This is a genomic window from Bradyrhizobium lupini, assembly GCF_040939785.1.
GTDB lineage: Bacteria > Pseudomonadota > Alphaproteobacteria > Rhizobiales > Xanthobacteraceae > Bradyrhizobium > Bradyrhizobium canariense_D.
Genome location: NZ_CP162553.1, coordinates 6,907,703 through 6,930,691, shown reverse-complemented (window position 1 = coordinate 6,930,691; position 22,989 = coordinate 6,907,703). Strand labels below are relative to the sequence as shown.

The window sequence follows — 22,989 nt, the reverse complement described above, 5'->3', positions numbered from 1 at the left end:
ACGACTTCCTGTCTTATCAGGACTGGATGAGCAGCGCGGGCAAGGCGAGCTGGGCGAATGGAAGACACGCGGCGCTATCGTCCTCGACGTACCAGCCTGCCTCATGGAGCAGATTGAGCGAGCCGAGTGTGCGCCCGCGCCAGCGCACGGGCATGTTGAGCACGCTTTCGCAGCCGAGCGAAGCGATCAGCTCGTGATCGGAGAACACCTCGCGCAGATCGTCCCGGGTGCGGCCGATATAGGCCTCGCCGCGGTCGAGCACGGCCTCGGTCCACGGCCCCGGCGCCAGGTGCTTGCGGCCGCCCGCGGGGTAAGGTCCGGGCAGATTGGAATACACCCGCGCGGCTTCCCTCGTGTCGTCGTCATAGGTCAGGATCGTGAACAGCTTGTGCCCGATCGCCGACTTCAGGGCGTCGTCCAGCGCCGAGTACAGGGCATCCGGCTGATCCGCCCTGCTCTGCGCGGCCGCCACCGCGCAGAGCAGCGGATCGGACCGGTGTTTCGTTTCCCTCATGCGACTTCACCCGCCGCGATCTCTTCCAGCGAACGGCCGCGCGTCGGCACCCCCATCAGCACCACGGTGAGCGCGCCTAACAGCAGCACGCTCGTGGTGAGGCCGAACACGCCGGCGAAGCCGAAATTGGGATAGAGATAGCCGACCAGGATCGGCGAGACGATCGCACCGATGCGGCCGATGGCGGAGGCGAGCCCGGCGCCGGTGGTTCTGACGGCCGTCGGAAATACCTCGGCGGTATAGGCATAGACCCCCGCATAGGTGCCGTTCATGAAGAAGGACAGCAAGATTCCGGCGACCATGATGTGCTGATCGCTCTGCGCGAATGCAAGTCCAAGCGCGCTGGCGCCGCCGAGCACCATGTAGGAGGCAATCGTCGCCTGCCGGCCGATGCGCTCGTTGAAGTACGCAGCGCTGAAATAGCCGGGAATTTGCGCGCAATAGATCGCGATCGAATAGGCGAAGCTCTTGGTGATGCTCATGCCGTTCTGGACCAGAAGGCCGGGGATCCAGACGAAGAAGGAATAGTAGCTGAACGTGATCGTAAGCCACATGATCCAGGTCATGATGGTGATGCGCGCCTGGCGGCCGGCGAGGAGCGCGGCGAAATTGGCAAGCAGCGTACCACCAGTCACGGCAGGCGCCGTGATTTCGACGACCGGTTGCGGCAGGACATGGCCTTGGCTCGCAAATCCGGCCTCGATCCTGTCCAGCACGGCTGCGGCTTCCTTCTCCCGGCCCCGGCTTTCCAGCCAGCGCGGCGATTCCGGCAGCGCCCTGCGCCACCACAGCAGCATGACGACCGGCACCGCGGTGATCACCAGTACGATGCGCCAGCCGTTCTCAGAGGCGGGCACGATGAAATAGCCGAGCAAGGCCGCCGCGACGAAACCGAAGGAGAAGAATCCGGCCAGCGCGCCGGTAAAGCTGCCGCGGTAACGCCGTGCGACGAATTCCGCCAGATAGGGCGCAATGATCGCGCTCTCCGCGCCGGTGCCCATGCCCGCGACGACGCGGGCGGCGAAGAAGGACGACCAGTCGTTCACCGCAGCGCTGACGATGGATGCGACGCAATAGAGTGCCAGCGCCGACATCATCACCGCGCGACGGCCGATCAGGTCACCCAGCGTGCCCGCCAGCAGCGCGCCGAACAGGAAGCCGATATAGGTGCTGCTGCCGAGCACGCCGATCTGGACGCTCGACAGATTCCAGGTCGTGCGCAGCACCGGCAGGATGAACGCCAGCACGGCTGCGTCCATCGCGTCGAACATGTAGCCGAGCCCGCCCATCAGCAGCAGATGCCCGTGGAAGCGTGCGAACGGAAGGCGCTCGATCCGCGCCGAGATCATCGACATGAAAGTCCCCCTCTGTCTGGCGGCCCGGCACTCCGCTCGTTCCCGGGCGGAACCATAGACAAGGAGATATTATCGTCATAATTTATAATCATGATCTAGTACATCACTGGAGTGAATGTTCTGTCGTTTCGCTCGCTCGACCTCAACCTGCTGAAAGTGTTCGAGGCCCTGATGACCGAGGGCAGCGTCACGCGCGCCGCCAACGCGCTTCTGATGACGCAGCCGGCGGTCAGCAATGCGCTCGCACGCCTGCGGGACGCGCTCGGCGATCCCCTGTTCGTCAGGTCCGGCACCGGCATCCGTCCGACTCAGCGCGCCGTGGTGCTGTGGGAACCGATCGGCGAAGCGCTCGAAACCGTCCGTGGCGCGCTCGACGAGCAGGTGTTCGATCCGCACCGTGCGCAGACCGAGTTCAGCCTGTCGATGTCGGATTACGTCGCCTCGCTGGTGATGCCGAACCTGCTGAACCATTTCGGCAAGGTCGCGCCCAAGGCGCGAATCCACACCGTTCCCAACACCATTTTGGAGATCGCCGACCAGCTCGAGGACAATCGCGTTGATTGCGTCCTCAGCGTCTATGTCAACGAGGCGCAGCAGCCGGCCGCCATCCGCTCGCGCTCGCTGTGGACCGTCGACTACGCCTGCTTCATGCGGCGCAGCCATCCGCTCGCCGCGATGAAGCGGCTGAGCACGCGCAGCTTCCTCAACGCGGGGCATGTCGATGTGAGCCTCGCCGGCAAGACCTTGCCGTCCTACGACCTCTTCCTCGCCTCGCGCGGGCTGTCGCGCAACGTGGTCGCGACCGTCAATCACTATAGCGCCGCCTACGAAATCGTGCGCCAGTCCGACCTGATCGCCGTGCTGCCGAGCGATCTGCGCTCGCAATCCCGGCACGCGCCGTTCCTGCACGCCATGCCGCTTCCGCTCAAGGCGCCGCCGCGCATCGTCAGCCTGTTCTGGCACCAGCGCAACGACACCGTACCGGCGCAGCGCTGGCTGCGCGACACCCTGGTCGAGATGTTCGCCAGGTCCGACTGAAGCCGCGGGCGGCGGGCCCCCGACACCATGAAAAACGGAAACAATGGGTTTCTCGAAGCAGCATTGTGCATCAGACCCGGCTGCTTAGCTCCAACCAAGGCAATCCCCTCCCCCAGTGACAGGCGCGCAAGCCGCGCCCGCAGAGACCTCATCAATGACCGCAACGCTCGAATTCGGACTGGACACCTTTGGCGACGTCACCAGGGACGCCTCCGGCGCGATGCTTCCGCACGCACAGGTGATCCGCAACGTCGTCGACGAGGCGGTGCTCGCCGACGAGCTCGGCCTCGACTTCATCGGCCTCGGCGAGCATCACCGCGCCGACTTCGCGATCTCCTCCCCTGAGACCGTGCTGGCCGCCATCGCGTCGCGGACCAGGCGGATCCATCTCGGCTCGGCCGTGACGGTGCTGAGCTCGGACGATCCAATCCGCGTCTTCCAGCGCTTTGCCACGCTGGACGCGCTCTCGAACGGACGTGCGGAGGTGATCCTCGGCCGCGGCTCGTTCACCGAGTCCTTTCCACTGTTCGGTTTCGACCTGCGGGCTTACGAGGCGCTGTTCGAGGAGAAGCTCGATCTGTTCGCGGCACTGCTGTCGCAGAAGCCGGTGACCTGGGAAGGCAAGCTGCGTCCGCCGCTGAACGGGCAGCTGGTCTATCCCCCGGTCGAGAACGGCACGCTCAAGACCTGGATCGGCGTCGGCGGCAGTCCGCAATCGGTGGTGCGCGCGGCGCATTACGACTTGCCCTTGATGCTCGCGATCATCGGCGGCGATCCCGCGCGCTTCGCGCCCTTCGTCGAGCTCTATCATCGCGCATTCAGGGAGTTCGGCCGCCCGGCACAGCCGATCGGCGTGCACTCGCCAGGCTATGTCGCCGAGACCGACGAACAGGCGCGCGAGGAGCTGTGGCCCGACTACAAGGCGATGCGCGACCGCATCGGCAAGGAACGCGGCTGGCCACCAATGGGCCGCGACGAGTTCGTGAACGAGGCCGAGCACGGCTCGCTCTATGTCGGCTCGCCCGAGACGGTCGCGCGCAAGATCGCCAAGACGGCAAAGGCGCTCGGCATTTCGCGGTTTCAGCTGAAGTATTCGGCGGGCCCGCTGCCGCATGGCAAGCTGATGAAGAGCATCGAGCTCTATGGGCGGAAGGTAGTGCCGATGGTGCGGGAGATGATGGGGTGACTTGCGCGCTTACCCAGTCCGCCTGCGCCCTCCGGGCTGCGGCGCGACAGCCTTCGCTCACTTCGCGCCATGACCATCGGTGCCGGCTTGCCGAGCCGTAGCTCGCGAAGCGAGCGAAGGCTGGTGGGGAGGCAGGACTCGAACCTGCGAAGCCATAAGGCGGCTGATTTACAGTCAGCGTGGGTTTGAAAGATCAGCTACCTTTGGAAGGATTAGTGGGAAGCTAACGCGTCAAGAATGCTCCCGCGATCCCAGCGGGTTAACCCTGAATCCTGCAGTTGTTGAAGCCGGGCGCGGCTTCGTTGACTCCTCCGCCGGATTAGGCATTTTGCCCCCAGTTGCCCCCGGTTTTTCGGAGGGGGCAAGGGGGGCAAAGCGGTGGCGGGTATCACGAAGGCGGCGGTCGAGCAGGCCCTCAAGGACAAGGGCAAGGGCAAGTTCTACGACCTGGCCGACGGCAGTATCTCCGGACTCGAGCTGCGCGTCCGCCCCCGCGGCGTGAGCTGGTCGATGAGGACGATGCTGCACGGCAAGCGAACGCGCTTCGACCTCGGGCCTGCCGTCAAAGGTAGTGACGACGTGGGGGGCCTTTCCCTCGACACCGCCCGCGCCCGCGCCGGCCATGTCCGGCAGATGGCCCGCAACCACATCAACCCGGAGCACTACCTAGCGGCGCTCGCCACCAGCACGACGGTCGAGACCCAGCTCCGGCTCGAGCGCGAGCGTCAGCAGGAACGCGAGCGCCAGCAGGCAGCCGCTCTTGAAGCTGCGAAGCCGGCGTGGACCTGGGAGACGGCGACATCGAACTTCCTCGCGGAGGTCCTCCGGACGCGCCGGGAAGACACGCACAGAGATTATAGGGGCAAGTTGAGGGCCGCCGAGCTGGGCCGCTTCGCCGGCAGGGCCGTGCATACGATCACCGTCGACGAGATGGCGGCCGCCGTCAACGAGGTGCACGCGCGCGGCGCCGAGACAATGGCCGCCGGCATGGTCCGAGTGGTCAAGCGGATGTTCACGTGGCTCGCCGAGACCTCCCGCCGGGCGCAGACGTCGGTCGCGGCCCACGCCATGTCTGGGCTGAAGGCGCCGGATCCCACCAGCAACGAGGTCGGCCAGGAAGAGTCGGGGACGACGGATGTCGAAGGCGACGCTCCGCCCGAGATCGAGATCGGACGCGTGCTCGCGATAGCCAGGCTCGGCTGCTTGCCGGAGCGCATCGGCCTCGGGCTCGAGCTGCTGATCGGCACGGTGCAGCGTCGGCGGGCGATCACCGGCGCCAACCGAAACCGCTTCAAGTTGCACGATGGAGCCAGTGCCTGGCACATGCCACCTTTCTTCAGGAAAACCGGCAGGAAGAAGGGCAAGCGCTCCCACATCGTTCCGGTCGAAGGATTCGCGGCGAAGGCCCTCGCCCGCCTCGACCCGCTCGCCGACTTCGAAGGCGGCCGAGGCTACCTGTTCCCGGCCGGCAAAACCAACAGGTCGAAGCGCGCGCACGCCGAGCCCGGCCTGTTCAACGATTATCTCGACGCCATGCCTGGAGTATCGTGGTCTCCGCACGGAGTGAGGTACGCGTTCGCCACCTACGGTGAGCGCGATCTCGCCTTCAGGCGCGGCGAGGCATCGCTGATCCTGGATCATCACGAAGGCGACGACCCCGACAACGTCACGTCGGCGTTCTACTCGTCGGACTCGCAGATCAAGCGCAAGAGGGAGATGATGAAGCTGTGGGTAGACTGGTGCGAGGAGCGGACCGCCGAAGCCATCAAGGGGGACAGCGCCCTCCTCGACCGCGATCTGATGGCCGCGGAGATCAGGCGCCGGCGCTACGCAATCAAGGAAAAAGCCCCGGAGTGATCCGGGGCCTCTCCCTATGCGGCGCGTTCGCAGATTGTTTTCCAACCATCGGCTGCGGCGTCCCAGCGGTGCGTCCGCTTCCATCCGTCGAAGCGAGCCTGCTGCTCCTTGATCTCGCGGCGGACGCCGGCGATCGCTCGGTCTTTGTCGGCGAGATCCTTGGCCTTCAGGTGCCCGAAATCGGTCCATCCGTAGGACTTGAAGATGTCCGTCTTCTCGGCCCAGGCCTCAGCGAACGTGGTGCTGGTGACTTCAAGACTCCGGACCGGGCGTTTGCCCCAGCTATCCACGGGATCGGCGGGATCCTTGTAGCGGAGCACGATCGGCTTGACGTCGTCTTCGACCGCCTTGCGGTCGGCCACAGCGCTTGCCTCCCAGGACTTCAGGCCTGTGATCAGGTTTCCCAGGCAGTCGCGGGAGACCTCGAACGGCAACTTCTTGGCGCCGGCGCATGATGCGGTCTGCCAACCCTGGCCGGGGCGGCGGTAGCCGTGGTGTGCGACGGTGCCGAGATTGGCGAGGTAGAGCCCGCCGCAGCACTGGCACGTCATCTGGGCCGCTTCGCGGGCCAGCTGCGCGGGGGTCTTCGGCGGCGGGGGAGCATTCGCGTCGCCGCGCTTGACGATCAGGGGCTTGGCGGCCTGCAGCAGGCCGTGCAGCGGCATCAGCGCAGCCTCGATGAAGCCGACATACTCGGGCAAGCCGCCGTGCTTACGGGAGCGCCGCAGGATGGCGGGAAGGTTGTGTACATCGGAGCTATGGATCAGCGCGTCGGCGTCATAGGCTGCTAACCACCAGTTGCTGCCGCCGTCCCTACCCTGCGGGCCGGTCTTCAGGAACGCCTCGACGGCGTCGACGACGCACCAGTTGACCATTTCTTTGGCTTTGGTGAAGTCCTGGTTGCGCACGAGGCCCGCGGCGACGCCGGCCTCCAGCCTGTCGACGGCGTCGGCCAGCTGCGCTTTGCGGTGGTCCGGAAGCATGGCGGTGATGGCGGAAAGGTCCATGGTCTACTCCTTCAGTTCGGCGGCCATCGCGCCCGCCATCGCTTCGATCTTTCCTGCCACCTTCGTCATGCGGCCGGCCTCATTGCGCAACGCGTCGGCGACGCGGCTGTAGACGTCGTCGGTGACCTCGCGGTCGCCCGCGAGGATGAAAGCGAGCAGCTGCTTCGAGACGCCGACGGCGGCGGCCGCCTTGGTGATGCTGCGGTCGTCGTACGCCAGCTCGACGGCGGCCTTCACGCGCGCCGCTCGGTGCGATAGCTTCTTCACTTCCTCCTGCCCTCCTTGTCGTGTTCGCGGTCGTAGTGCCGCAGCGCGGCGTAGTCGGCGAAGAGGTTCGAGAACTCGAACGCCATAATCGAAACCGAGATCAAGGCGAGGAATCCCGCCAGCATTCCCAGGCAAATCTGAATCGCGTCCATGACCGTTCTCCTCTACGGCCCCGAGCCCGGTGGGCCGTCGCCGGCCGCCGGGCGTGAGGTCGATGCTGGCTGCCTACGCCGGGACGTAGCCCCCGCGGCAGCGGGCGAACACCTTCTGAATCCACTTCATGTCGTCCAAGTCGCGGTTGAATTCGGCGACCGCCACCGCCCTGATGCGATCGCGAATTCCGGCACTCAGCTCTGCGTCCAGGATCTTGGCGACGGGTTCGGTCGCAACGCCGAAAACCGTGTCCACGACGGCCTCCATGCTTTCATGGGAGATATCGTCGCCGCGCTTGCGATGGTTCATGTCTGCTCTCCTGCTCGGCGCCGCGACGGCGGCGCTCCTGACGCCCCGAGCCCGGTAGCCTTTCGGCGCCGGGCGTGAGGTCGATGTGGATGGCTGTCAGGCGGCCTTGGGCCACGTCTCGACCACCTCGCCCGAGATCGTCACCGACCCCGACACCTGACCGTCGTCGAGGGCGTCGTAAATGTCGTCGACCGTGATCCCGAGCCGTTCGCAAAGCGCGTTCAGGTCGGCCGGGGTGCCATCGACCATGGCCTCGCCGGTTTCGACGTTCGTCAGATTGTAGTGAACCCGAGAAGCCATACTGTTTCCTCCTATCGCCGGCGACGGCCGGCCTCTACGGCCCCGAGCCGGGTAGCTGTTTCAGCGCCCGGCGAGAGGTCGATGTCTATAAGCTTCAGCCGAAGCGGCCGCTGCCGTACATGTTTTCGTCGATCCGTTCGCTCAGGCGCTCGGCATGGCTATCGAGCGACTCGATCCGGTCTTCCATCGAGATGATGTATTCCGCCAGTGCGCGGTTGCCGCCGAGACCGGCTTTGGCATCGAGCGCCGCGATCCTAGCCTCGTGCTCGGCCTGATCCTTCTGACGACGTTTTTCCGTGATGCCGTCATGAAAGGCCTTGAGTTCATCACGGTGGTCCTCGAACCCCTCGGTGTGCTCGACATCCCAGTGCGGATCGTCGAGCCAATTCCGCTTCAGGTGTTCGATCTCGTCGCGCGTCTTCTCTGCCATGGTGCCTCTCCTCTCGACGTCGCGACATCGCTCCGTCTCATGTAGTCATTCTGCCTACAGATTGGAGAAAGGCGCAAGCGGCATTTGATTCACGTCAGCATGAATCACGCGCGCGAAGAAAAGTTAGCTTCCCATAGATGGTTAATTTGCCTGCTATATCCTGCAAAATCGGATCTAACGTTGAAATTGCCGGGTATACCCTGCAATCAGCGGCTTCGATTTTTTTGCGGGCTTTCGCTCGGTTGGCGCGAAGGTGCCGACCTCGAGCCAATCGCGGCGGCCGTCGACCTCGAGATCGCAGCGGAGCATCCGCAGGCGTCCGATGAGATCGTGCCGGCTGGCGGCGGAGCCGTTGAAGCGCAGCATGTGCCGTCCGCCGATGTCGGAAAATTGCTTCACGTGCCCGACCTGCACGAGCACCGTCTTCTCTGCGTGCGCTCCCATCGCTAGGCCGGCCTCGAACAGAACGTTGGGTCTCGCCTGCCCCTGGAGCTTGCCCTCGGTGTTGCGTTCGTGCCGGTCGACGAAGACGTCGCGCAGCTGCACCATGTCGTCTGGAGAGAACATCACCAAGACCGCTTGCGCCTGATCCATGACGCGCTCGATCAGATCGCCGACGAACGGATTGGCGCCACGGCGGGCGCGATGCACCGCCTCCTCCCATTCGATCGGCTCCAGGCCGGCGGCGCGGAGGAAGCCGAACATGGAATCGCGCAGCGCCTGGTCGCGGCCGTGCACCACGAAGACCGTCTTGCCGCGGGTGGGCCGCTGCTTCGACTTCTTCGCCGGCGCCGCAGCCCGGCGAGCCGGCTCGGCCGGCCGCGGCTCTTCCGGATCCCGGCGCCGGTGGCCGCCGCCGAGCCAGCCGCTCACCGCCGCGCGCTCGTCCGCCGTCGACAGCCGGGTGACGTTGATGTCCTTGTTGCGCATCGCCAGCAGGAGTGCGGCCAGGTGCCTCTCCAACCCCGTCTCGTTCACGACGCCCTGGACGTGCCGGTACACCGCCTTCGGCGTGATGCCCATCCTGGTGGCGAGGCGCTCGATCAGCTGCGGGTTGATGCGTGCCACGCTATTTGTTCTTCTTGCGGTGGCGGGCGACGTTGACGTAGTTCGGGCCGACGTCGAGCAGGCCGGAGATCTCGCGCGCGGAGAACCCGCAGGCCACGAGCTTCAGCGCCGCCGTATCCGTGTCCAGCTCCTTGGTCGCGATCAGCGCAAGCAGGCCGGCGATCTTGTCGAGCGCCGGCGACGACTTGTCCTCCGCACCCTCAGCGGCTGGCGCGCGCTTTCTTGCTGCCTTTTTTGCCATTCTTCGCCTTCTTGTCGCGGTTGAACTTCAGGACGCGGACGGAGCCCGGGGTCGAACCCGCGGCTTTCGATGCGTCTTCATGCGAGAGACCGAGCGCCTCGAGGAAGTCCACTCTGGGCAGCGTCTCCTTGAAGCGGTCTGGGTCGTGCTTGATGGCGTCGGCCATGCACAGGTAGGCCAGGCTCTTGCCGATCACGGGAAGCCAGCTCGCGAAATCCGGATCATCGGCGGCCATGCGGTACCTTGGGTTGCGAATCAGCTACCCGGCAGGATGACGATCGCGGTTCCCGGTTTCAAGGATTCGGCCGCCAGTTCCCCACGTTATTCCCGAAAAAGGATTCGGAATCAGGTGTTTGTGCCCCTATATCCGGACTCCTCATGGTCAAAAAGTCCGGTTCAAAGGGGTACAACGGCGGGGCAATATCCGACTCTGGCCCCCGCTTTGTACCCCCCGAGGGTGCCGTCCCGGCGCCGATGCCGCGATTCATCCCTCCCCAGCTCGCCACGCTCAAAGCGAAGCCGCCCACGGGCGCCGCCTGGCTCCACGAGATCAAGTTCGATGGTTACCGTGCCCAGGTGCACGTCTCCGCCGACGGCACCCGCATCTACACGCGCTCGGGCCTGGACTGGACCAAGCGCTTTCCGACCGTCGCCACCGAGCTGGCCGGGGCCGGCATCGACCAGGCCGTGATCGACGGCGAGATCGTGGTCGTGGTCGGCGAGCGGACGGATTTCGGGGCCCTGCAGGCCGACCTGGCCGCCAGCCGGCACGACCGCCTGCTGCTCTATTGCTTCGACCTGCTTCACCTCGACGGCCACGACCTGCGCGGCGTCGCCCTGCAGGAGCGCAAGCGCCTTTTGCGGGAGCTGATCGAGCGGACGAAGCTCGGGCCGCCGATCCTGTTCAGCGATCACATGGACGACGGCGCCGCGATGTTCGAAGGGGCCGCGAAGCTGAATTGGGAAGGCATCGTGTCCAAGCGGGCGGATGCGCCGTACCGGAGCGGCGACCGCAGCGACAGCTGGCAGAAGATCAAGACGTCGAAGAAGGAAGCCTTCCCGATCGTCGGCTACGTGCCGGCGATGGGCGGCATAGCGGCCCTGCACGTCGCCCGCCGCGACGGCAGGAAGCTGACCTACGTCGGCAAGGTCGGCACCGGCTTCAAGATGAAGGTCTCGGCCGATCTGCGCCGGCGCCTGGACGCGCTGCCGCCGCCGAAGACGAAGCTGTTCTCGAAGCGGCACATCAAGGCCGTCGAGCCGAAGCTGGTCGCCCATGTCGAGTATCGCGACATCACGGCGGACGGGTACCTGCGGCACCCCAGCTTCAAGGGGCTGGCTGAGGACTAGTCAGAGGGCAGCTCTGCGACGGCCTTCTTGAAGTCGTCCAGAACCTCCATCCACTCGGAGGACGAGCACGGCGTTCCGCTCATGATCTCGTCGACGCCTTCTCGGTTCGAGAACTCGAAGCGGACGACGTTGTGACTCCCCGAGTATGCAACGCGCGTGATCGTGCTCTCGACGCCATCCGAAAGGCAACGTACAACAGTGGTGTCGATGTCGCACTCAGGATCGCCACCATCGTTGATCTCAAGGATCGTGTAAGTCGTATTCATGGCGCCCTCTCATTGCACTCGTCCAGCCGCGTGAACGCCTTCGCGCAGCCTTGCGGACCCAGGCCACGGCGAACCAGAGCTCCTCGTCGCGGAAGACCGTGTTGTCCAAGACGACGTAGCGCACGCCGCGATCATCCACGGCCCATGCGCGGGCGTCGCCGATCGCACCGATGGCTTCGACGAACGGCCATTCGGTGCCGGCCTTGTCCTTGCGCATCGTCCGGATGGCGCCCCGCAGGCCGGCGTCCGCCAGCATCTCTGCGGTCGCGGTCGGCGCCATGCGCGGGTCGAAGAGCTGCAGCTGCATCACTGCACCCTCCTCCAGCGGCCCTTCTCGTCCCGCACGACGGCGCGCCTTTCCTTGTGCTTCGCGAGCATGCGCATGGTGCTGGCATCGATCGTTAGGGCCGGCTCGCGCAGCAGGACGGCGAGCGCGGCGGTGAGGTGGCGCTGCAGCTCGGCCTGCGGGTCGGCCCGCCCCTGCATCATCTTCTTAATCACCGGAACGGCGCTGAACGTGTCCGCGTAGGCGCGGACCGGCTGCTTCAGATTGCTGTCCGGGTACATCAAGGCCCTGGGTTTGAGGCTGCCGTCTTCGTTGATGTCATCGACATGGTAGTCGCTCGATGACTTTGTGCTGCTGATCCTCAATATGTCGGCCTCGCTCAACTCGTCGAGCGACACCGCCCGGGCGTCGCTGATAAGTGACGCGAACAATTCGAAAGGCGCCCTCGCCCTCCGCTTCCGCCGCCAGTCGACGATCAGCGTGACGCCGAGCGTGAGCAGGGCCGCCGACAGCAGTAGCCCGATGGCCGACTGGGCCTCGGTGCGCGTGAGCAGATGCCGGACCGGAAAGACGCGTGCCGTCACGAACACGGCGACGGCGAGCGAGAGGAGCGCGCAGACCAGCATGACGAGGCGCTCGGGGATGGTGTGGGTGGCGGTCATCAGAGCTTCCCTCGTTTCCAGTAGGTCACGCCGTCGTCGCATCGGAATCCGGTCTCGGCAGGCGTATCCCTGCGCTCGACCACTTGGCAGGCGTGCTGCGAGACGAAGTCATTCCAGGCGGTCAGGCGCTCTTCGCGCTGCTTGTCGCCGAGGTGCAGCGCGAGCCAGATCATGAAAACCCCACCGATGAAGAGTGAGGTTCCGAGGGCGCGTCCGAAGCTCACTGCACCACTCCCTTGTCCTCGAACCACATCGCCTTGGCCAACTCGAAGTCGACGGGTTCACGACGATCTGCACGTCGTCGTCGCCCTCGCCTGGCTCGTAGATGAGAGCGGCGATGCGGCAGATGAATCCTTCGCCGTCCTGCGCGATCATGACCCGGCCGGCCGGGATGTCGGGGTTCGTCAGCAGCTTCACAGGCCAGCCCTCCGTTTTGCGTCGGCGATGATCCAGCGCCGCACGTGCGGCACGTGTCCGGATGCGCGCGCAGCTCGTGTCCGACCACGACGGCACGCGAGACGATCGCGAGCGCTTCGACGGTCGGCGCCATGGCGATGACGTTTTGGTCCTTGCTGATCACGACGCGGCCGCGGTAGGCTGGGGTCTAGGAGGAACCTCATTTGCCCGCCTCCTTGGGCTTGCCGAACGCCCGCTCGTAGTCGCGCCACGCGGCGGCCTGCTCCTCCGGCGTCATCTCAGACCACCGCAAAATGACGTCGCGCGCGCCATTCTCGTCGATGCGGCGTGACCCCGTAGAGCGGATCGTGCGGGCTGCCGGTCATGCCGCCACCGAGTGATCGTTGCGCTTGCACGAGCTGCAGCGGCGGTTGTGGATGCCCTCGCTCATGAAAGGACGCTGGCAGGACATGCACTTGCGTTCCGTGAGCGCGGACAAATCCTTGGGCTCGTTGCCCTTGCTCACGGCACCTTTGGTGATGTCGAAGCGCGACATCGCCGTCTGCGCGGCGCTGATCGAGATGCCGAACGTACGCGCCACGTCTTCCGTCGCCGGGCGGGGGCTGTGCGAGACCATGTCGCGGAGCTTCGCGACGTTCTCCGTGGTCCAGCGCACGACTGACACGGGCCAGTCCTGCACGGAGCTAGTGGCTGCCTCAGCACGCTTCCGGCCCTTAGGGCTCGGAACACCGAGGCGGCGGCGGTGGACGTTGACGATCGGTGACACCGAGCGCGGCGGCGAGGGCGACGTTGTCGTGCCCGTGCTCGGCGATTGCCGCCAGCAGCTTCTCGTCCGTGAACCTTCGGTGATACTGCCGCCGATTGCCTCCGCGTGGCTTCGGCGGCGTGAGGGCCGCCACCAGGGCCTCCGCGGTCGGCTGCGCGACCGGCCGGGCGACGGGGCGCTCGATCCGCTCCACCGGCGCCGGCGTGACGTCGATCATCGGCGCGGACGGGGCCTGCAGCCCCGACGCCATCATCAGGCGAAGCAGGTCGACGGCGACGAGCCGCGCGCCTCCTCGCTCATTTCCTCCGACAGCACGGCGGCCGCGCTGGCGGTGACGAACCCGGCCAGATCGGCGCGCTTGCGTGCGATTTCCTCGCCCCATTCCCAGTCCCTGCCCTCGGCCCCCACGATCCGGCGCCGCCCGCCCGCCCGGCAGTGGCGGCGCCGGTAGCTCGCTAGATGATGAGCGCGCCGAGCATGAGCGAGCCGAGAGCGACCGCGTCCGCCTTCGACGGCGGCTCGTCGAGCTTGGCCTCGATCTTGGCGACCTCGGCCTTCCTTCTCCTCGAACTCAGCGAGGTGGCTATCGATGCAAAGCAGCACGGCCCTGACGTTGGCGCGCGCGTTCTTCAGCCAGAGGCTTCCCTCCGTCGACATGTGGATGTTGTCGATGTGCGCCAGCAGCTCGGCGGCGGTCGCCTTGATGTCCGACATCGTCGGCGGCGGAACGATCAGGTCGATGCCGGCGGACAGCGCTCCGGCGGCCAGGTTCTCGGTATCCGTCATGGGTGCCTCTCCCGTTCTAGGACTCGAAATCGGCCGGATCCTTAAAAGCGAGCCGCCGATCTTACCGGCCGTTAATAACCGTCGTGTACTTCCTAGGTCAATATGTATTGGACATCGTAGTCCACCAACAGTCAAGAAGGAGACCCCGATGAGCAAAGGTCACACCGACTTCAACCCCAACAGCTTCGCGTGCGGAGCGCTCGGAGGCGCGTGCATGTTGGCGAGCGCTCTCGGCGCCGGCCTGCGGAACGCCGCCTCCCAACGCGCGTCCCGCTGGGAGGCGTTCCGGCGCGCCGAGCTCGAAGCGATCCTCGAGCTGACCGAGTTCAAGCTCGAGCGCGCCGGTCGCGAGGTCGAGGAGCTCCGCCTCGAGCAGGCGAAGCATCAGGCCGCGCGCCGGCGCGTCTTGATCGGCCGCGGCGGCAACGAGGCGGCGTAGTGCGCGAACCCCGGTGTCGGCTCGACGTAGAGCGGCACCGGGGGCCACGTCTCGGCCTGCAGCGGCTGCACCCGCCGCACGCCCTTGAGCTGGTAGATATTCCTGACGTGCGCGGAAATCGCCGGTTTGTCCGAGGAAATCAGCGTTTCGCACTCGGTCCGCGACAGACCGGGCAGCCACGACTTCACGTCCCGCGGCAGCCAGAGCGGCACCGGCGCCGGCCGATCGGCGAGGATCGAGTCCGCCGCCCAGGTGAGCACCGCGCGCGACACCTTGTCGTGGTTGGTCGCCATGGAAGCCTCCGAGGCGATCGCGTCCTTGAGCGCGCGGGCATTGGGTCCGTCGCCGATCGGCGGGGCCGGCACGCCGCCGCCGATCACACCATCGGCGAGCCTGGCGGGCATCAGCACCAGCTCCCAGAGGAACGCGAACGGACCCCCGAAGAGCCGTCCGAGCGCGGACTTGATGGCGGAAAAGATGGATCGAAGCATCGTGGTCACCTCCGTAGTTGCGCGGGAGACTATGGCCGACGCGGCTGCAAGGCGCAAAACGGCCAAGGATTCGGACCGGATTGACGTATGCGGCTGATTTACGTATGTTGTTCATGAGTGGTGGACGATTGAAGTGCTTGAGAGTGAATAGGAACCCGACCCTTCCCGACCTGCTGACGATGACCGGCGTCGGAGTTTACGGCGCCAACTGGCGCGCGCGCCTGGCGGCAGCGCTCGGCATCTCGCGCATGACGCTCTGGGCGATGCTGCGCGGCGACGGCAAGCGCAGCGCCATCGACATCGACAACCGGCTCGTCGACCTCATCGAGCGCGAGCGCGACGCGGCCGCGGAGCGCGGCGTCATGCTCACGCAGCTCCGCAACCGCGTCGTCGCGTTCGCGGCCAAGGCCAAGCGTGGAGGCACGCGCGATGCAGCTTGAGATGCAGCCGGACCTGTTCTCGTGGCCTCGCCCCACCCGCGAGCGGAAGCATGCAGAGGCCCTGGACCGCGCGCGACAAGGAGCGGCTGGCCGCGCTGTATCTCGAGGGCAACATGCCGGACGTCGCAGCGATCGCAGCGGCGCTCGGCCGCAGCTACAGCAACGTCGCGTGCCAAGCCTCCCGGATGGGTCTTGCGTTCACGAAGCGCGGCGTCAACGCCAAGATGCGGCGCTGCATCCGCCAGTGCGGTCGCGATTTTTGGAGCGAGGGCTTCGAGAACCGCGTCTGCCCCACCTGCAAGAGGTCCCGCGAATATCTGGAGTGCGCATGATGGCCGAAATCATCGATCTCGACTCCCGGCGCGATCCCGGCGACGTCGGTTGTAACCTCGTGAAGACCGAGAAGGTCATCACGGTGCTCGGATCTGACTACGTGGTCCGGACCCTGCGCGGCACGACGGGTCGCGGATGGTTCTCGGTGCGCGACTCCAGCGACAAGATGTTGTTCGTGCGGATGATTGGATTTCCCGAGGCGCTGATCCCCGACCTGATCATGACGTGGCTCGATGGGAGGTCCGTCGGACGGCGTGACGCCGCCAACGCGTGGAAGACCCCGGCCACCGGAGGAGACCTGCTGTGAGCAAATTTCGAGAACGGATCGAAGCGGCACTGCGCAAGGCCTTCGGGCCGCGGGGACTGGATCGCGGCGAAAAGCTGTTCGGGCTGAGGCCCGGCGAGCTGCGAATGCTCGACTACGCCGAAGCGGAGGCGGCGGAGTACATCGAAGACCTCGTCCTCGCCAAGCTGCGCGACCGCGCCGACGCTCTGAAAGCCAAGGCCGATGCCGCCGCCGCCGACGTGGCGGCGTTCCAGCTCGCCAGCCGCGAGCGCCTCGCTGAGATCGAGCTGGCGGAGATCGTCGAGCACGATGATCTGGTCGATCGTCTGCTCGAGGTCAGCATGCCCGGACGGGAGGCAGCGTAGTGCATTTCGGATCCATGCCGCCCCGTCCGGCGCCAAAACCCAAGACGCCAGCGGCCCCTGCTCCCGCGTCCCCCGCTCCGGTCGCGCCGGCGACAGCGCAGTCGTGGCGCGACGGACCGAGGGCGACACCGCTCCCCGCACCCGTCGTCCCGCCTCGGCCGGCGCCCCCGCCGAGGCCCGCGGCTCCGACGTCGCTGCCGCGCGCGCCCGTCGTCGCTGCCGCAGCCAAGCCGGTGATCGCGGCCCTCAACCCGCCGGCTCCCCCGCCGCGGCAGCAGATGCGGCCCCAGGCAAAGCCGACCCAGCCCACGCTGACGGCCGACGACATTCCCTGGTGATGGAGGAGTAGGATGAAGATCAACAGCTATACGTTGGACCCGCGCAACGCGCTCGCCGTCCGCTTCCTGCAGAGCCGTCCGATCCAGATCGGCACGCAGGGATTCCTGATCTCCGTAGCGATGGATCTCTATAATCGCGGCAGCTTGTCGAAGGGCCAGCGGGAGTCGATCGAGAGTATCGCCGCCAAGTCGAACTGGCAGCCGAGTGATCCGCTGCCGCCGACGGTAGACGACCGCGGCGAGCGCCTGTCGGTCTACATCACTCCGGGCTGCAGACCGCCGGACGAATTTTTCGAAGGTCTCATCGAGCGCTACAAGCCGCTGGGAAAGACCGGCATGGACTGCATGCACGACCCGGTCTTCATGGCCATGCTCGACCCGATGCCGCTACCGCTCGATGCGCCGTACCGCCTGCTGACCAGTTGCGGCACCTACCGGCTGACCGGAACGGGCTGGGGTGGACGCGCAGGATTTACGCCGCGGCACGCCGAATCCGCCGACACGCTCAACGACGTGGTCTCGCCCGAGTTATCGACGCCGGACACGGTCTATCGCTTCCGCAACCACCTGGTCGACGGCACCAAGCGCGGCGGCGGCCGGACGTGGTGGATGTTCGGCGAGCGCCGGATGCGCGCTGCCGACGTCGCTGCTTGACCCCTCGCCTGACGCCCGGGCCCTTGCACCTCCTGGTCTCGATCGCCCGCGGCGCCGTGCTCAGGCGCTACTGTAGCGATTATCCGTTCATTCTGGTCAGGCCGCCGGGCCCAGGCGACGAACTCGATTCCGAGGTGTCAGTTCACGCGCGTGCCGCCAACACGCTGACCAGGCTCGCGCTCGTCGAGCCTATCGACAAATTCGACTGGCGGATTTCCGCCGCCGGTCGGGCTTGGCTGGCTGCGAATGGGATTGCGGCGAAAGTGGAGAAACAGCGGAGTCATTCGCGTCCTTAGGGGGTGAGTAACGTGGGGCGTCGTCAATTTGCCCATCACTGGTGACAGCATCACGGGTGACGCTTCCGATTCAGCGCACGGTGTGACGCGGTGAGATACGGTGAGATACGGTGCGATAGACTCGCAACTAGCCTGCAAGCTGATGCATCGAATAGGAAGCTAAGGGTGAGTTCCCTGCTCGTCGGCCGGGCGCCGAATGTAAGAAAGCCGGGGCATGAATCGATTTGTGCCCCGGCTTTCTTACATCTCGGAGCCCTCGGCAGATCCAATGATGGCAGGTCGACTAGCGTTCGCCGTCGAGCAGCCGCTTGATCTCTCGATCCAAATCCGGCGCCGGCGCATGCGGAGCCGTCAGTGAAAAGCCCTCCGGGATCATCGCCTTCAGCTCGCGGACCAGGGGCGCCGAGAGGCGCAGCAGGACGGCGACGGCCAGGCACGGCGGGATCGTCCACCGGGCGACAGCATCAGCGGCTCACAGGCACGCTTGACCGCGGCGGCAGCGCCCTCACTCGCGGTAGGCTTCGCCCGAGGTCAGGAACCCCTCGGGGCTGGCCGCATTGCTGGACTACGGTCTGATTCGGCCGACAGTCCGCGTGATCGCGAAGGATTCTTCGTCCCGTTTTCCAGCGTGGCCATTCCGTTGCTCCAGATGTCGAACTGGAATGGCTATCGTTTAAAAGTTTTAGCTGATCCGAAATTCGCATAAGAAGCCTTATGCGAACTTCGTGCGCTCGGCGTATGGCCCTTGGTTGCAAAATTGTTGTCCGCGCTTGAATTTGTCACTGAGACGCTGCTTGATTTTGTCACTGCGCCACTGATGCGAATGAGCTTTTCGGTTTGACGCCAGTTTCTTCGCCTTGCGGCGTTGGTTGCCCGAACTTGTCTCAGACGAGAATTTGGCACTGGAGCCGCGTGTGTGCAGCCCCGACCGTCGGCCGCGGATCGCACGGAATCTCGCGCGCCAGTGCGAGGATGAAGATGGCCCGTACTGCTCCAGACTGGAATCCGTGACTGCGTAGTCGATCCCACCGAACAGGAACTGAAATGGGCCGTTCAGACCCCTTCGTCGCATTGCCGCCTACTAGTAAGGGGGTAAAGTTTTCGATGGACGGTCGTGCAATGGGGCCGGCGGCTCTGGCGCAGGAAAACGTATAGCCCCGGCCCTTCCTTCCGGATCTTCGGGTTCTTGACGAATGACGTGAGTGCTCAATCGCACGGGTTCCAAGGCGAGGGGCCCAGCCATCGGTATGTGCGCCCTCCTCGACCGCCGCGTTTGAGCTTCGGATGGATGGCGGAGATCGATCCGAAAGCCTACGCTGGGCTGTTAACCGAATCTGGAGCAACGCTTGATACCGAACTACGCCGCTCGCATCCGGGCGCTCGACGACGATGCGTTGGAAAGATTTGTGAAGGACTGGGCTAAGCGCCGGACGCGCGACTACGCTGAAACGCAGCGTTGGTCCGGCACCGGCGACATGGGTCGCGACGTGGTCGGTTACGCCACGCGGCAGCGGCACGAAGGCGATTGGGACAATTTCCAGTGCAAGCAGCTGTCCACTAGGCTGTCGGAGAAGGACACGTTCGTCGAGCTCGGCAAGATATTCATGCACTCGGCCGCCGGACATTACAGGCTGCCGCGAGCCTATACCTTCGTCGCCCCGAAGGGCGTGGTCCGTAACGTCCAGAATTACGTCGCCCATCCGGAGCGCTTTCGGCAGGCATTCCTCGACAAATGGGACGAACTCGTCGCCCCGGAACTCGTCGAGAACCAGGTCGTGCTGCTCACGCTGGGGATCCGGGACGCAATCAAACGCTTCGCCTTCGATAGCGTCTACTGGCTCGATGCCGTCGGGCTCGCCGAAGACGAATATGCAGTACCAGCGCTCGTCCAGTGGTTCGACTACGACCCCGGCGCGGCACCTGCCGGTGTCACTCCGGAAACGCTTCAGGACGAAGAGGCGTCCTACATCGAGCAGCTGATCGGCCTCTACGCGGAACGCCGCAACACGACGTTCGCCGATTACGACGCGGCGCTGGCCGATGCGGACTGGGGACAGCATCTGCGCGAGCAGCGGACGCGGTATTTCGAGGCCGCGGCGTTCGATCGCTACTATCGCGACTCGACGCCGCCGGACTATCTGGCGACTTTTAAGGACGACCTCTACCATGGGGTCGTGGACACGCACCGCGATCAGCATGCCGATGGTCTGGCCCGGGTCCTGAAGGTTCTGGCGCAAGCGTCGCAGGTATCGCCGGCAGGCGTACTAGGGCGTTACGCAAAGGTTCCCGTTAAGCAGGGCACCTGCCATCAATTCGCGAACGAAGGACGGTTGCCGTGGAAAAAGTGACAGAGGGGTCCCCTCCCCACCCGTTCAACTCCTCGCTTGAGACCGGGATCCGCGCCCTGGTGGTGCTCGAAGCCTTCCATCCGCGTCAATGCGACCTGATCGAGCTCACGTGGTTCGATCACCTGGTCGTGCACACTGGCGACATCGAAGGAGAGGACGTGCCCGGCAGCCTCCACCCCGATCTTCCCAACCGGGCGGCCGAGCTTCTGGTCAGGCGTCGGCTGATCGAAGACAGCCTTCTGTTGATGCAGCGCGTACATCTGGTCGACGTTGTCGACGGCGAGGACGGCATCTCGTTCAGCGCCAGTGAGGATGCACCGAGCTTCCTCGCCCTGTTGAAGGCGCCCTACACCGTCGAACTGAAGAAACGGGCCACTTGGATCGCCGAGCGCTTCGCCTCGCTATCGAAGGCGGCGATCCGCGACTTGGTCGACGACAAGATCGGGCGCTGGACGGCGGAATTCCAGATCCCGCATACCTCGATGAGCTGACCGTGCCTCATCGCGGCTTCGCCCTTCGACATCTCGTCTTCACTGGCCCAGGTCTCGATCCGGCCGCGCTGTCGTTCGTCGACGGGGTGAACGTCGTGTTCGGCGCCTCGGACACGGGCAAGTCCTACATCGTGAAGGCGATGTCCTACATGATGGGCGCTCGCGGGAAGTTGCCGAAGATCGACGAAAGCAACGGATACGACGCGGCCTGGCTGGGTCTGGTCCTTCCGTCCGGCCGCGAGGTCACGCTCCACCGGTCGACCAAGGGCGGCGGCGTGCGGCTGCACGAAGGCGTGGTAACGGCGGCCGCAAAGAATACGGGCACCGTTCTAGCGCTCGCCGAGAACAAGAAGGACGAGACAGTCTCGCACTTTCTGCTCGACCAGATCGGACTTGCGGACAAGTTGATCGTCAGGAACGCCAGTGCGGAGAAGGAAAAGCTGTCGATCCGGCTGCTCGCGCCGCTGTTTCTGATCGAAGAGGACCTGATCATCTCCGGACGCAGTCCGATCCTCTACTCGCAGCAGCACACCGAGGTCACGTTCGAGAAGAACCTATTTCGGCTCCTGCTGACCGGTCAGGACGACTCGGGCGTTCAGACGGTGATGTCGAGCAAGTCGCGCTCGGTGGCTACGACCGCGAAGGTGGAGATCCTCGACGAACTGATCGCACAGATCGACGAGCAGCTGGGCGAGCGCGAGATCGACCGCACCGACCTGCGGAAGCGCATGGACGACGTCGACGCATCGCTGGCCTCGTTGCAGGAAACCATGCAGCGTGCCCAGAACGACATCGACGACCTGGTCTCGGAGCGGCGGGCAAAGGCCGACAGCAAGCTGGAATTCAACGCGCGACTGACCGAGCTCGAGGTCACGCTGGGCCGCTTCGCCAGTCTGGACGCGGTCTACCGCTCCGATATCGCGCGGCTCGAAGCCCTTGAGGAAGGCGGCTTCATCCTCAGCGCGATGAGCGGACAGGACTGCGCCGTCTGCGGCGCGCCGCCGAGTGCGCAGCGGCACAACCACGCAGCCGAGGAGATCCAGCGGTCGCACGCCGCGGCCGCGGCCGAGGCCCGCAAGATCGAACGCGAACAGCGCGACCTTGGGCGCACCGCAGCGTCCCTGACGGCCGAAGCCGGCGGATTGCGGACCGCCATCGTCGAGCTCGATCGCGACCTCGTCGGCATCGAGCGGAGGATCGCCGAGGCGCGGCCGAAGGAAGCCGCCGCCCGGAACGACTACGAGGTCTTCTCCTCCAGGAAGAGCGAGCTCGAAACGACTTCCTCGCTGCTCGCCCGACGCGACGGCCTCGTCGTGAAGAAGTCCCAGGTCGAGACGAAGCCGCCGTCCACGAAGTCGGAGGACAAGATGCTCGTCGGCGTCGACGGGCCGACCGCTTACGCGTTCGGAAAGACCGTGCGCGACGTCCTCGGCATCTGGCGTTTTCCTCGCGCCTCAGAAGCGCAGTTCGATCTGGCGACCAGCGACGTCACTATCGGGGGCAAGGAGCGCTCCGCAAGCGGCAAAGGTGTGAAGGCCATCCTGCATGCGGCCGTCAACGTGGCGCTGCTCATCCATTGCCGCGAACGGAATCTCCCGCACCCTGGATTCATCGTGCTCGACACGCCCCTGCTCACCTATCGCGAGCCACTGGACAGCAAGTACGGGGAGTTGTCCCCCGACGAGGTCGAACTCACGAACACGGGTCTGGCGACGCGCTTCTACGATCACCTAACGAGCCTGAAGGACCTCGGGCAGTTCGTCGTCATCGAGAACAAGGACGTGCCGGAGGACGTCGAAGGACCGATGCAGGTCGAGACGTTCACGGCCAACCCGAACTCTGGGCGCTACGGGCTCTTTCCATTGAGACGGGTCGATTAGGCGGTCGCCGGCGCAGCCTGCACGACGGTTTCGGCCTTGTCGCGCTTGCCGTACATGAAGCCCGCGACCTGAAATCGCTTGCGGCTCGTCCATGGATGGGGGTGCCAGACATCCCTTCGACGCTCGAACTTGCCAGACCGCGCGTAGATCACGCTCAGGGCGATCGTGTCCAGCTGGTAGAGCCAGCCGCCGAAGACGCTGCCGGGGGGATCGGAGGTCCACACGTGGAGGTTCGATCTTCCGATGCCGCCGTCGTGGCGCCCGAACTACAGATGGAGTTCGCGGTGCGGCCGACCCGACACGATCGCGTAGACCGGAGCAGATCGCTCCGCTTCGTCTTGTGCTCGCCGGAATCGGACTTGTTGGTCTT

General features: G+C 65.4%; 35 protein-coding genes. 15 read left to right on the top strand and 20 right to left on the bottom strand.

The annotated features are described in order from the left end of the window. Nucleotides 1-16: 16 nt before the first annotated feature. Nucleotides 17-514 (bottom strand): GAF domain-containing protein, encoded by a 498-nt coding sequence (locus AB3L03_RS33205; protein WP_368507837.1) that lies wholly within the window; start codon nucleotides 512-514, stop codon nucleotides 17-19. Then, entirely contained in the window at nucleotides 511-1,869 is a 1,359-nt protein-coding gene (locus tag AB3L03_RS33200; RefSeq protein ID WP_085361851.1) for an MFS transporter, read from the bottom strand. The genes AB3L03_RS33205 and AB3L03_RS33200 overlap by 4 nt, the downstream gene beginning before the upstream one ends. Before the next feature lie 171 nt (nucleotides 1,870-2,040). Here AB3L03_RS33200 and AB3L03_RS33195 point away from each other — a divergent pair, with 171 nt between their 5' ends. The 3 genes from AB3L03_RS33195 (at nucleotide 2,041) to AB3L03_RS33185 (ending at nucleotide 5,950) form a co-directional block, all read left to right on the top strand. Continuing rightward, nucleotides 2,041-2,907, top strand: coding sequence for a LysR family transcriptional regulator (locus tag AB3L03_RS33195; RefSeq protein WP_368509103.1), 867 nt, complete (start codon nucleotides 2,041-2,043; stop codon nucleotides 2,905-2,907). Between the two features lie 154 nt (nucleotides 2,908-3,061). Next, nucleotides 3,062-4,093, top strand: coding sequence for an LLM class flavin-dependent oxidoreductase (locus tag AB3L03_RS33190; RefSeq protein WP_247443689.1), 1,032 nt, complete (start codon nucleotides 3,062-3,064; stop codon nucleotides 4,091-4,093). A 378-nt stretch (nucleotides 4,094-4,471) separates the two neighbouring features. Next, on the top strand, nucleotides 4,472-5,950 hold the full coding sequence (locus tag AB3L03_RS33185) for an integrase arm-type DNA-binding domain-containing protein (RefSeq protein ID WP_368507836.1): 1,479 nt from the start codon (nucleotides 4,472-4,474) through the stop codon (nucleotides 5,948-5,950). A 14-nt stretch (nucleotides 5,951-5,964) separates the two neighbouring features. Here the strand turns inward: AB3L03_RS33185 and AB3L03_RS33180 are convergent, their stop codons facing one another. The 9 genes from AB3L03_RS33180 to AB3L03_RS33140 all read right to left on the bottom strand — a co-directional run bounded on the left by AB3L03_RS33180 (nucleotide 5,965) and on the right by AB3L03_RS33140 (nucleotide 9,960). Then, entirely contained in the window at nucleotides 5,965-6,957 is a 993-nt protein-coding gene (locus tag AB3L03_RS33180; RefSeq protein ID WP_368507835.1) for a hypothetical protein, read from the bottom strand. A gap of 3 nt (nucleotides 6,958-6,960) precedes the next feature. Continuing rightward, a complete protein-coding gene (locus tag AB3L03_RS33175) occupies nucleotides 6,961-7,224 on the bottom strand; it encodes a hypothetical protein (protein WP_368507834.1) in 264 nt (87 codons plus the stop codon). Further along, nucleotides 7,221-7,376 (bottom strand): hypothetical protein, encoded by a 156-nt coding sequence (locus AB3L03_RS33170; RefSeq protein WP_368507833.1) that lies wholly within the window; start codon nucleotides 7,374-7,376, stop codon nucleotides 7,221-7,223. Before AB3L03_RS33170 ends, AB3L03_RS33175 begins: the two co-directional genes overlap by 4 nt. Nucleotides 7,377-7,449: 73 nt before the next feature. Further along, nucleotides 7,450-7,686, bottom strand: a complete 237-nt coding sequence (locus tag AB3L03_RS33165) for a hypothetical protein (protein ID WP_368507832.1) — start codon at nucleotides 7,684-7,686, stop codon at nucleotides 7,450-7,452. A 96-nt stretch (nucleotides 7,687-7,782) separates the two neighbouring features. After that, nucleotides 7,783-7,986, bottom strand: coding sequence for a hypothetical protein (locus tag AB3L03_RS33160; RefSeq protein WP_368507831.1), 204 nt, complete (start codon nucleotides 7,984-7,986; stop codon nucleotides 7,783-7,785). 94 nt (nucleotides 7,987-8,080) lie between these two features. Further along, nucleotides 8,081-8,416: a hypothetical protein gene (locus AB3L03_RS33155; protein WP_368507830.1), complete on the bottom strand. Its 336-nt coding sequence runs from the start codon at nucleotides 8,414-8,416 to the stop codon at nucleotides 8,081-8,083. Nucleotides 8,417-8,590: 174 nt separating this feature from the next. Continuing rightward, complete coding sequence (locus tag AB3L03_RS33150) at nucleotides 8,591-9,484, bottom strand: TIR domain-containing protein (RefSeq protein WP_368507829.1); 894 nt, start codon at nucleotides 9,482-9,484, stop codon at nucleotides 8,591-8,593. Between the two features lies 1 nt (nucleotide 9,485). Further along, nucleotides 9,486-9,725 carry a hypothetical protein gene (locus tag AB3L03_RS33145; protein WP_007602884.1) on the bottom strand — a complete coding sequence of 80 codons (240 nt, stop codon included), beginning with the start codon at nucleotides 9,723-9,725 and terminating at the stop codon, nucleotides 9,486-9,488. Then, a complete protein-coding gene (locus tag AB3L03_RS33140) occupies nucleotides 9,685-9,960 on the bottom strand; it encodes a hypothetical protein (protein WP_007602883.1) in 276 nt (91 codons plus the stop codon). The genes AB3L03_RS33145 and AB3L03_RS33140 overlap by 41 nt, the downstream gene beginning before the upstream one ends. Nucleotides 9,961-10,103: 143 nt before the next feature. On the opposite strand from AB3L03_RS33140, the gene ligD reads away from it, so the two are divergent. Further along, on the top strand, nucleotides 10,104-11,075 hold the full coding sequence (gene ligD, locus AB3L03_RS33135; protein WP_368507828.1) for a non-homologous end-joining DNA ligase: 972 nt from the start codon (nucleotides 10,104-10,106) through the stop codon (nucleotides 11,073-11,075). Here ligD and AB3L03_RS33130 read toward each other — a convergent pair. The 4 genes from AB3L03_RS33130 to AB3L03_RS33115 are packed head-to-tail and all read right to left on the bottom strand — an operon-like array spanning nucleotide 11,072 to nucleotide 12,513. Next, nucleotides 11,072-11,341, bottom strand: a complete 270-nt coding sequence (locus AB3L03_RS33130; RefSeq protein ID WP_368507827.1) for a hypothetical protein — start codon at nucleotides 11,339-11,341, stop codon at nucleotides 11,072-11,074. The two genes, ligD and AB3L03_RS33130, sit on opposite strands and share 4 nt — an antisense overlap. Further along, nucleotides 11,316-11,648, bottom strand: a complete 333-nt coding sequence (locus tag AB3L03_RS33125) for a hypothetical protein (RefSeq protein WP_368509102.1) — start codon at nucleotides 11,646-11,648, stop codon at nucleotides 11,316-11,318. Before AB3L03_RS33125 ends, AB3L03_RS33130 begins: the two co-directional genes overlap by 26 nt. Further along, a complete protein-coding gene (locus tag AB3L03_RS33120) occupies nucleotides 11,648-12,289 on the bottom strand; it encodes a hypothetical protein (RefSeq protein ID WP_368507826.1) in 642 nt (213 codons plus the stop codon). The genes AB3L03_RS33125 and AB3L03_RS33120 overlap by 1 nt, the downstream gene beginning before the upstream one ends. Then, the gene (locus AB3L03_RS33115) at nucleotides 12,289-12,513 is read right to left on the bottom strand and encodes a hypothetical protein (RefSeq protein ID WP_368507825.1); all 225 of its coding nucleotides are present in this window, start codon (nucleotides 12,511-12,513) and stop codon (nucleotides 12,289-12,291) included. Before AB3L03_RS33115 ends, AB3L03_RS33120 begins: the two co-directional genes overlap by 1 nt. Before the next feature lie 254 nt (nucleotides 12,514-12,767). On the opposite strand from AB3L03_RS33115, the gene AB3L03_RS33110 reads away from it, so the two are divergent. Next, complete coding sequence (locus tag AB3L03_RS33110) at nucleotides 12,768-13,037, top strand: hypothetical protein (RefSeq protein WP_368507824.1); 270 nt, start codon at nucleotides 12,768-12,770, stop codon at nucleotides 13,035-13,037. Between the two features lie 30 nt (nucleotides 13,038-13,067). Here AB3L03_RS33110 and AB3L03_RS33105 read toward each other — a convergent pair whose 3' ends face one another. From AB3L03_RS33105 to AB3L03_RS33095, 3 genes are read right to left on the bottom strand one after another with little or no spacing between them, the layout of a single operon-like run. After that, nucleotides 13,068-13,370, bottom strand: a complete 303-nt coding sequence (locus AB3L03_RS33105; protein WP_368507823.1) for a hypothetical protein — start codon at nucleotides 13,368-13,370, stop codon at nucleotides 13,068-13,070. A gap of 49 nt (nucleotides 13,371-13,419) precedes the next feature. Then, the gene (locus AB3L03_RS33100) at nucleotides 13,420-13,689 is read right to left on the bottom strand and encodes a hypothetical protein (RefSeq protein ID WP_368507822.1); all 270 of its coding nucleotides are present in this window, start codon (nucleotides 13,687-13,689) and stop codon (nucleotides 13,420-13,422) included. 35 nt (nucleotides 13,690-13,724) lie between these two features. Beyond that, nucleotides 13,725-14,258, bottom strand: a complete 534-nt coding sequence (locus AB3L03_RS33095) for a hypothetical protein (protein ID WP_368507821.1) — start codon at nucleotides 14,256-14,258, stop codon at nucleotides 13,725-13,727. A 148-nt stretch (nucleotides 14,259-14,406) separates the two neighbouring features. On the opposite strand from AB3L03_RS33095, the gene AB3L03_RS33090 reads away from it, so the two are divergent. Next, complete coding sequence (locus AB3L03_RS33090) at nucleotides 14,407-14,697, top strand: hypothetical protein (RefSeq protein WP_007602865.1); 291 nt, start codon at nucleotides 14,407-14,409, stop codon at nucleotides 14,695-14,697. Here AB3L03_RS33090 and AB3L03_RS33085 read toward each other — a convergent pair. Continuing rightward, nucleotides 14,643-15,188 (bottom strand): hypothetical protein, encoded by a 546-nt coding sequence (locus AB3L03_RS33085; RefSeq protein ID WP_368507820.1) that lies wholly within the window; start codon nucleotides 15,186-15,188, stop codon nucleotides 14,643-14,645. The two genes, AB3L03_RS33090 and AB3L03_RS33085, sit on opposite strands and share 55 nt — an antisense overlap. A 143-nt stretch (nucleotides 15,189-15,331) precedes the next feature. Here AB3L03_RS33085 and AB3L03_RS33080 point away from each other — a divergent pair, with 143 nt between their 5' ends. From AB3L03_RS33080 to AB3L03_RS33040, 9 genes are all read left to right on the top strand, one after another. Further along, nucleotides 15,332-15,628 (top strand): hypothetical protein, encoded by a 297-nt coding sequence (locus tag AB3L03_RS33080; RefSeq protein ID WP_368507819.1) that lies wholly within the window; start codon nucleotides 15,332-15,334, stop codon nucleotides 15,626-15,628. 50 nt (nucleotides 15,629-15,678) lie between these two features. Continuing rightward, nucleotides 15,679-15,960 carry a hypothetical protein gene (locus AB3L03_RS33075; RefSeq protein WP_368507818.1) on the top strand — a complete coding sequence of 94 codons (282 nt, stop codon included), beginning with the start codon at nucleotides 15,679-15,681 and terminating at the stop codon, nucleotides 15,958-15,960. Further along, complete coding sequence (locus tag AB3L03_RS33070; protein WP_368507817.1) at nucleotides 15,960-16,268, top strand: hypothetical protein; 309 nt, start codon at nucleotides 15,960-15,962, stop codon at nucleotides 16,266-16,268. Before AB3L03_RS33075 ends, AB3L03_RS33070 begins: the two co-directional genes overlap by 1 nt. Continuing rightward, on the top strand, nucleotides 16,265-16,612 hold the full coding sequence (locus AB3L03_RS33065) for a hypothetical protein (RefSeq protein WP_007602855.1): 348 nt from the start codon (nucleotides 16,265-16,267) through the stop codon (nucleotides 16,610-16,612). Before AB3L03_RS33070 ends, AB3L03_RS33065 begins: the two co-directional genes overlap by 4 nt. A gap of 350 nt (nucleotides 16,613-16,962) precedes the next feature. Beyond that, nucleotides 16,963-17,604 carry a hypothetical protein gene (locus AB3L03_RS33060; protein WP_368507816.1) on the top strand — a complete coding sequence of 214 codons (642 nt, stop codon included), beginning with the start codon at nucleotides 16,963-16,965 and terminating at the stop codon, nucleotides 17,602-17,604. After that, nucleotides 17,601-17,900 carry a hypothetical protein gene (locus tag AB3L03_RS33055; protein WP_368507815.1) on the top strand — a complete coding sequence of 100 codons (300 nt, stop codon included), beginning with the start codon at nucleotides 17,601-17,603 and terminating at the stop codon, nucleotides 17,898-17,900. Before AB3L03_RS33060 ends, AB3L03_RS33055 begins: the two co-directional genes overlap by 4 nt. A 1,346-nt stretch (nucleotides 17,901-19,246) precedes the next feature. Beyond that, a complete protein-coding gene (locus AB3L03_RS33050) occupies nucleotides 19,247-20,248 on the top strand; it encodes an ABC-three component system protein (protein WP_368507814.1) in 1,002 nt (333 codons plus the stop codon). Beyond that, nucleotides 20,236-20,739, top strand: coding sequence for an ABC-three component system middle component 2 (locus AB3L03_RS33045; protein WP_368507813.1), 504 nt, complete (start codon nucleotides 20,236-20,238; stop codon nucleotides 20,737-20,739). The genes AB3L03_RS33050 and AB3L03_RS33045 overlap by 13 nt, the downstream gene beginning before the upstream one ends. A 2-nt stretch (nucleotides 20,740-20,741) precedes the next feature. After that, on the top strand, nucleotides 20,742-22,619 hold the full coding sequence (locus AB3L03_RS33040; protein ID WP_368507812.1) for a coiled-coil domain-containing protein: 1,878 nt from the start codon (nucleotides 20,742-20,744) through the stop codon (nucleotides 22,617-22,619). On the opposite strand, the gene AB3L03_RS33035 is transcribed toward AB3L03_RS33040, so the two are convergent. Beyond that, entirely contained in the window at nucleotides 22,616-22,843 is a 228-nt protein-coding gene (locus tag AB3L03_RS33035) for a hypothetical protein (protein WP_368507811.1), read from the bottom strand. The two genes, AB3L03_RS33040 and AB3L03_RS33035, sit on opposite strands and share 4 nt — an antisense overlap. Between the last annotated feature and the right edge of the window lie 146 nt (nucleotides 22,844-22,989).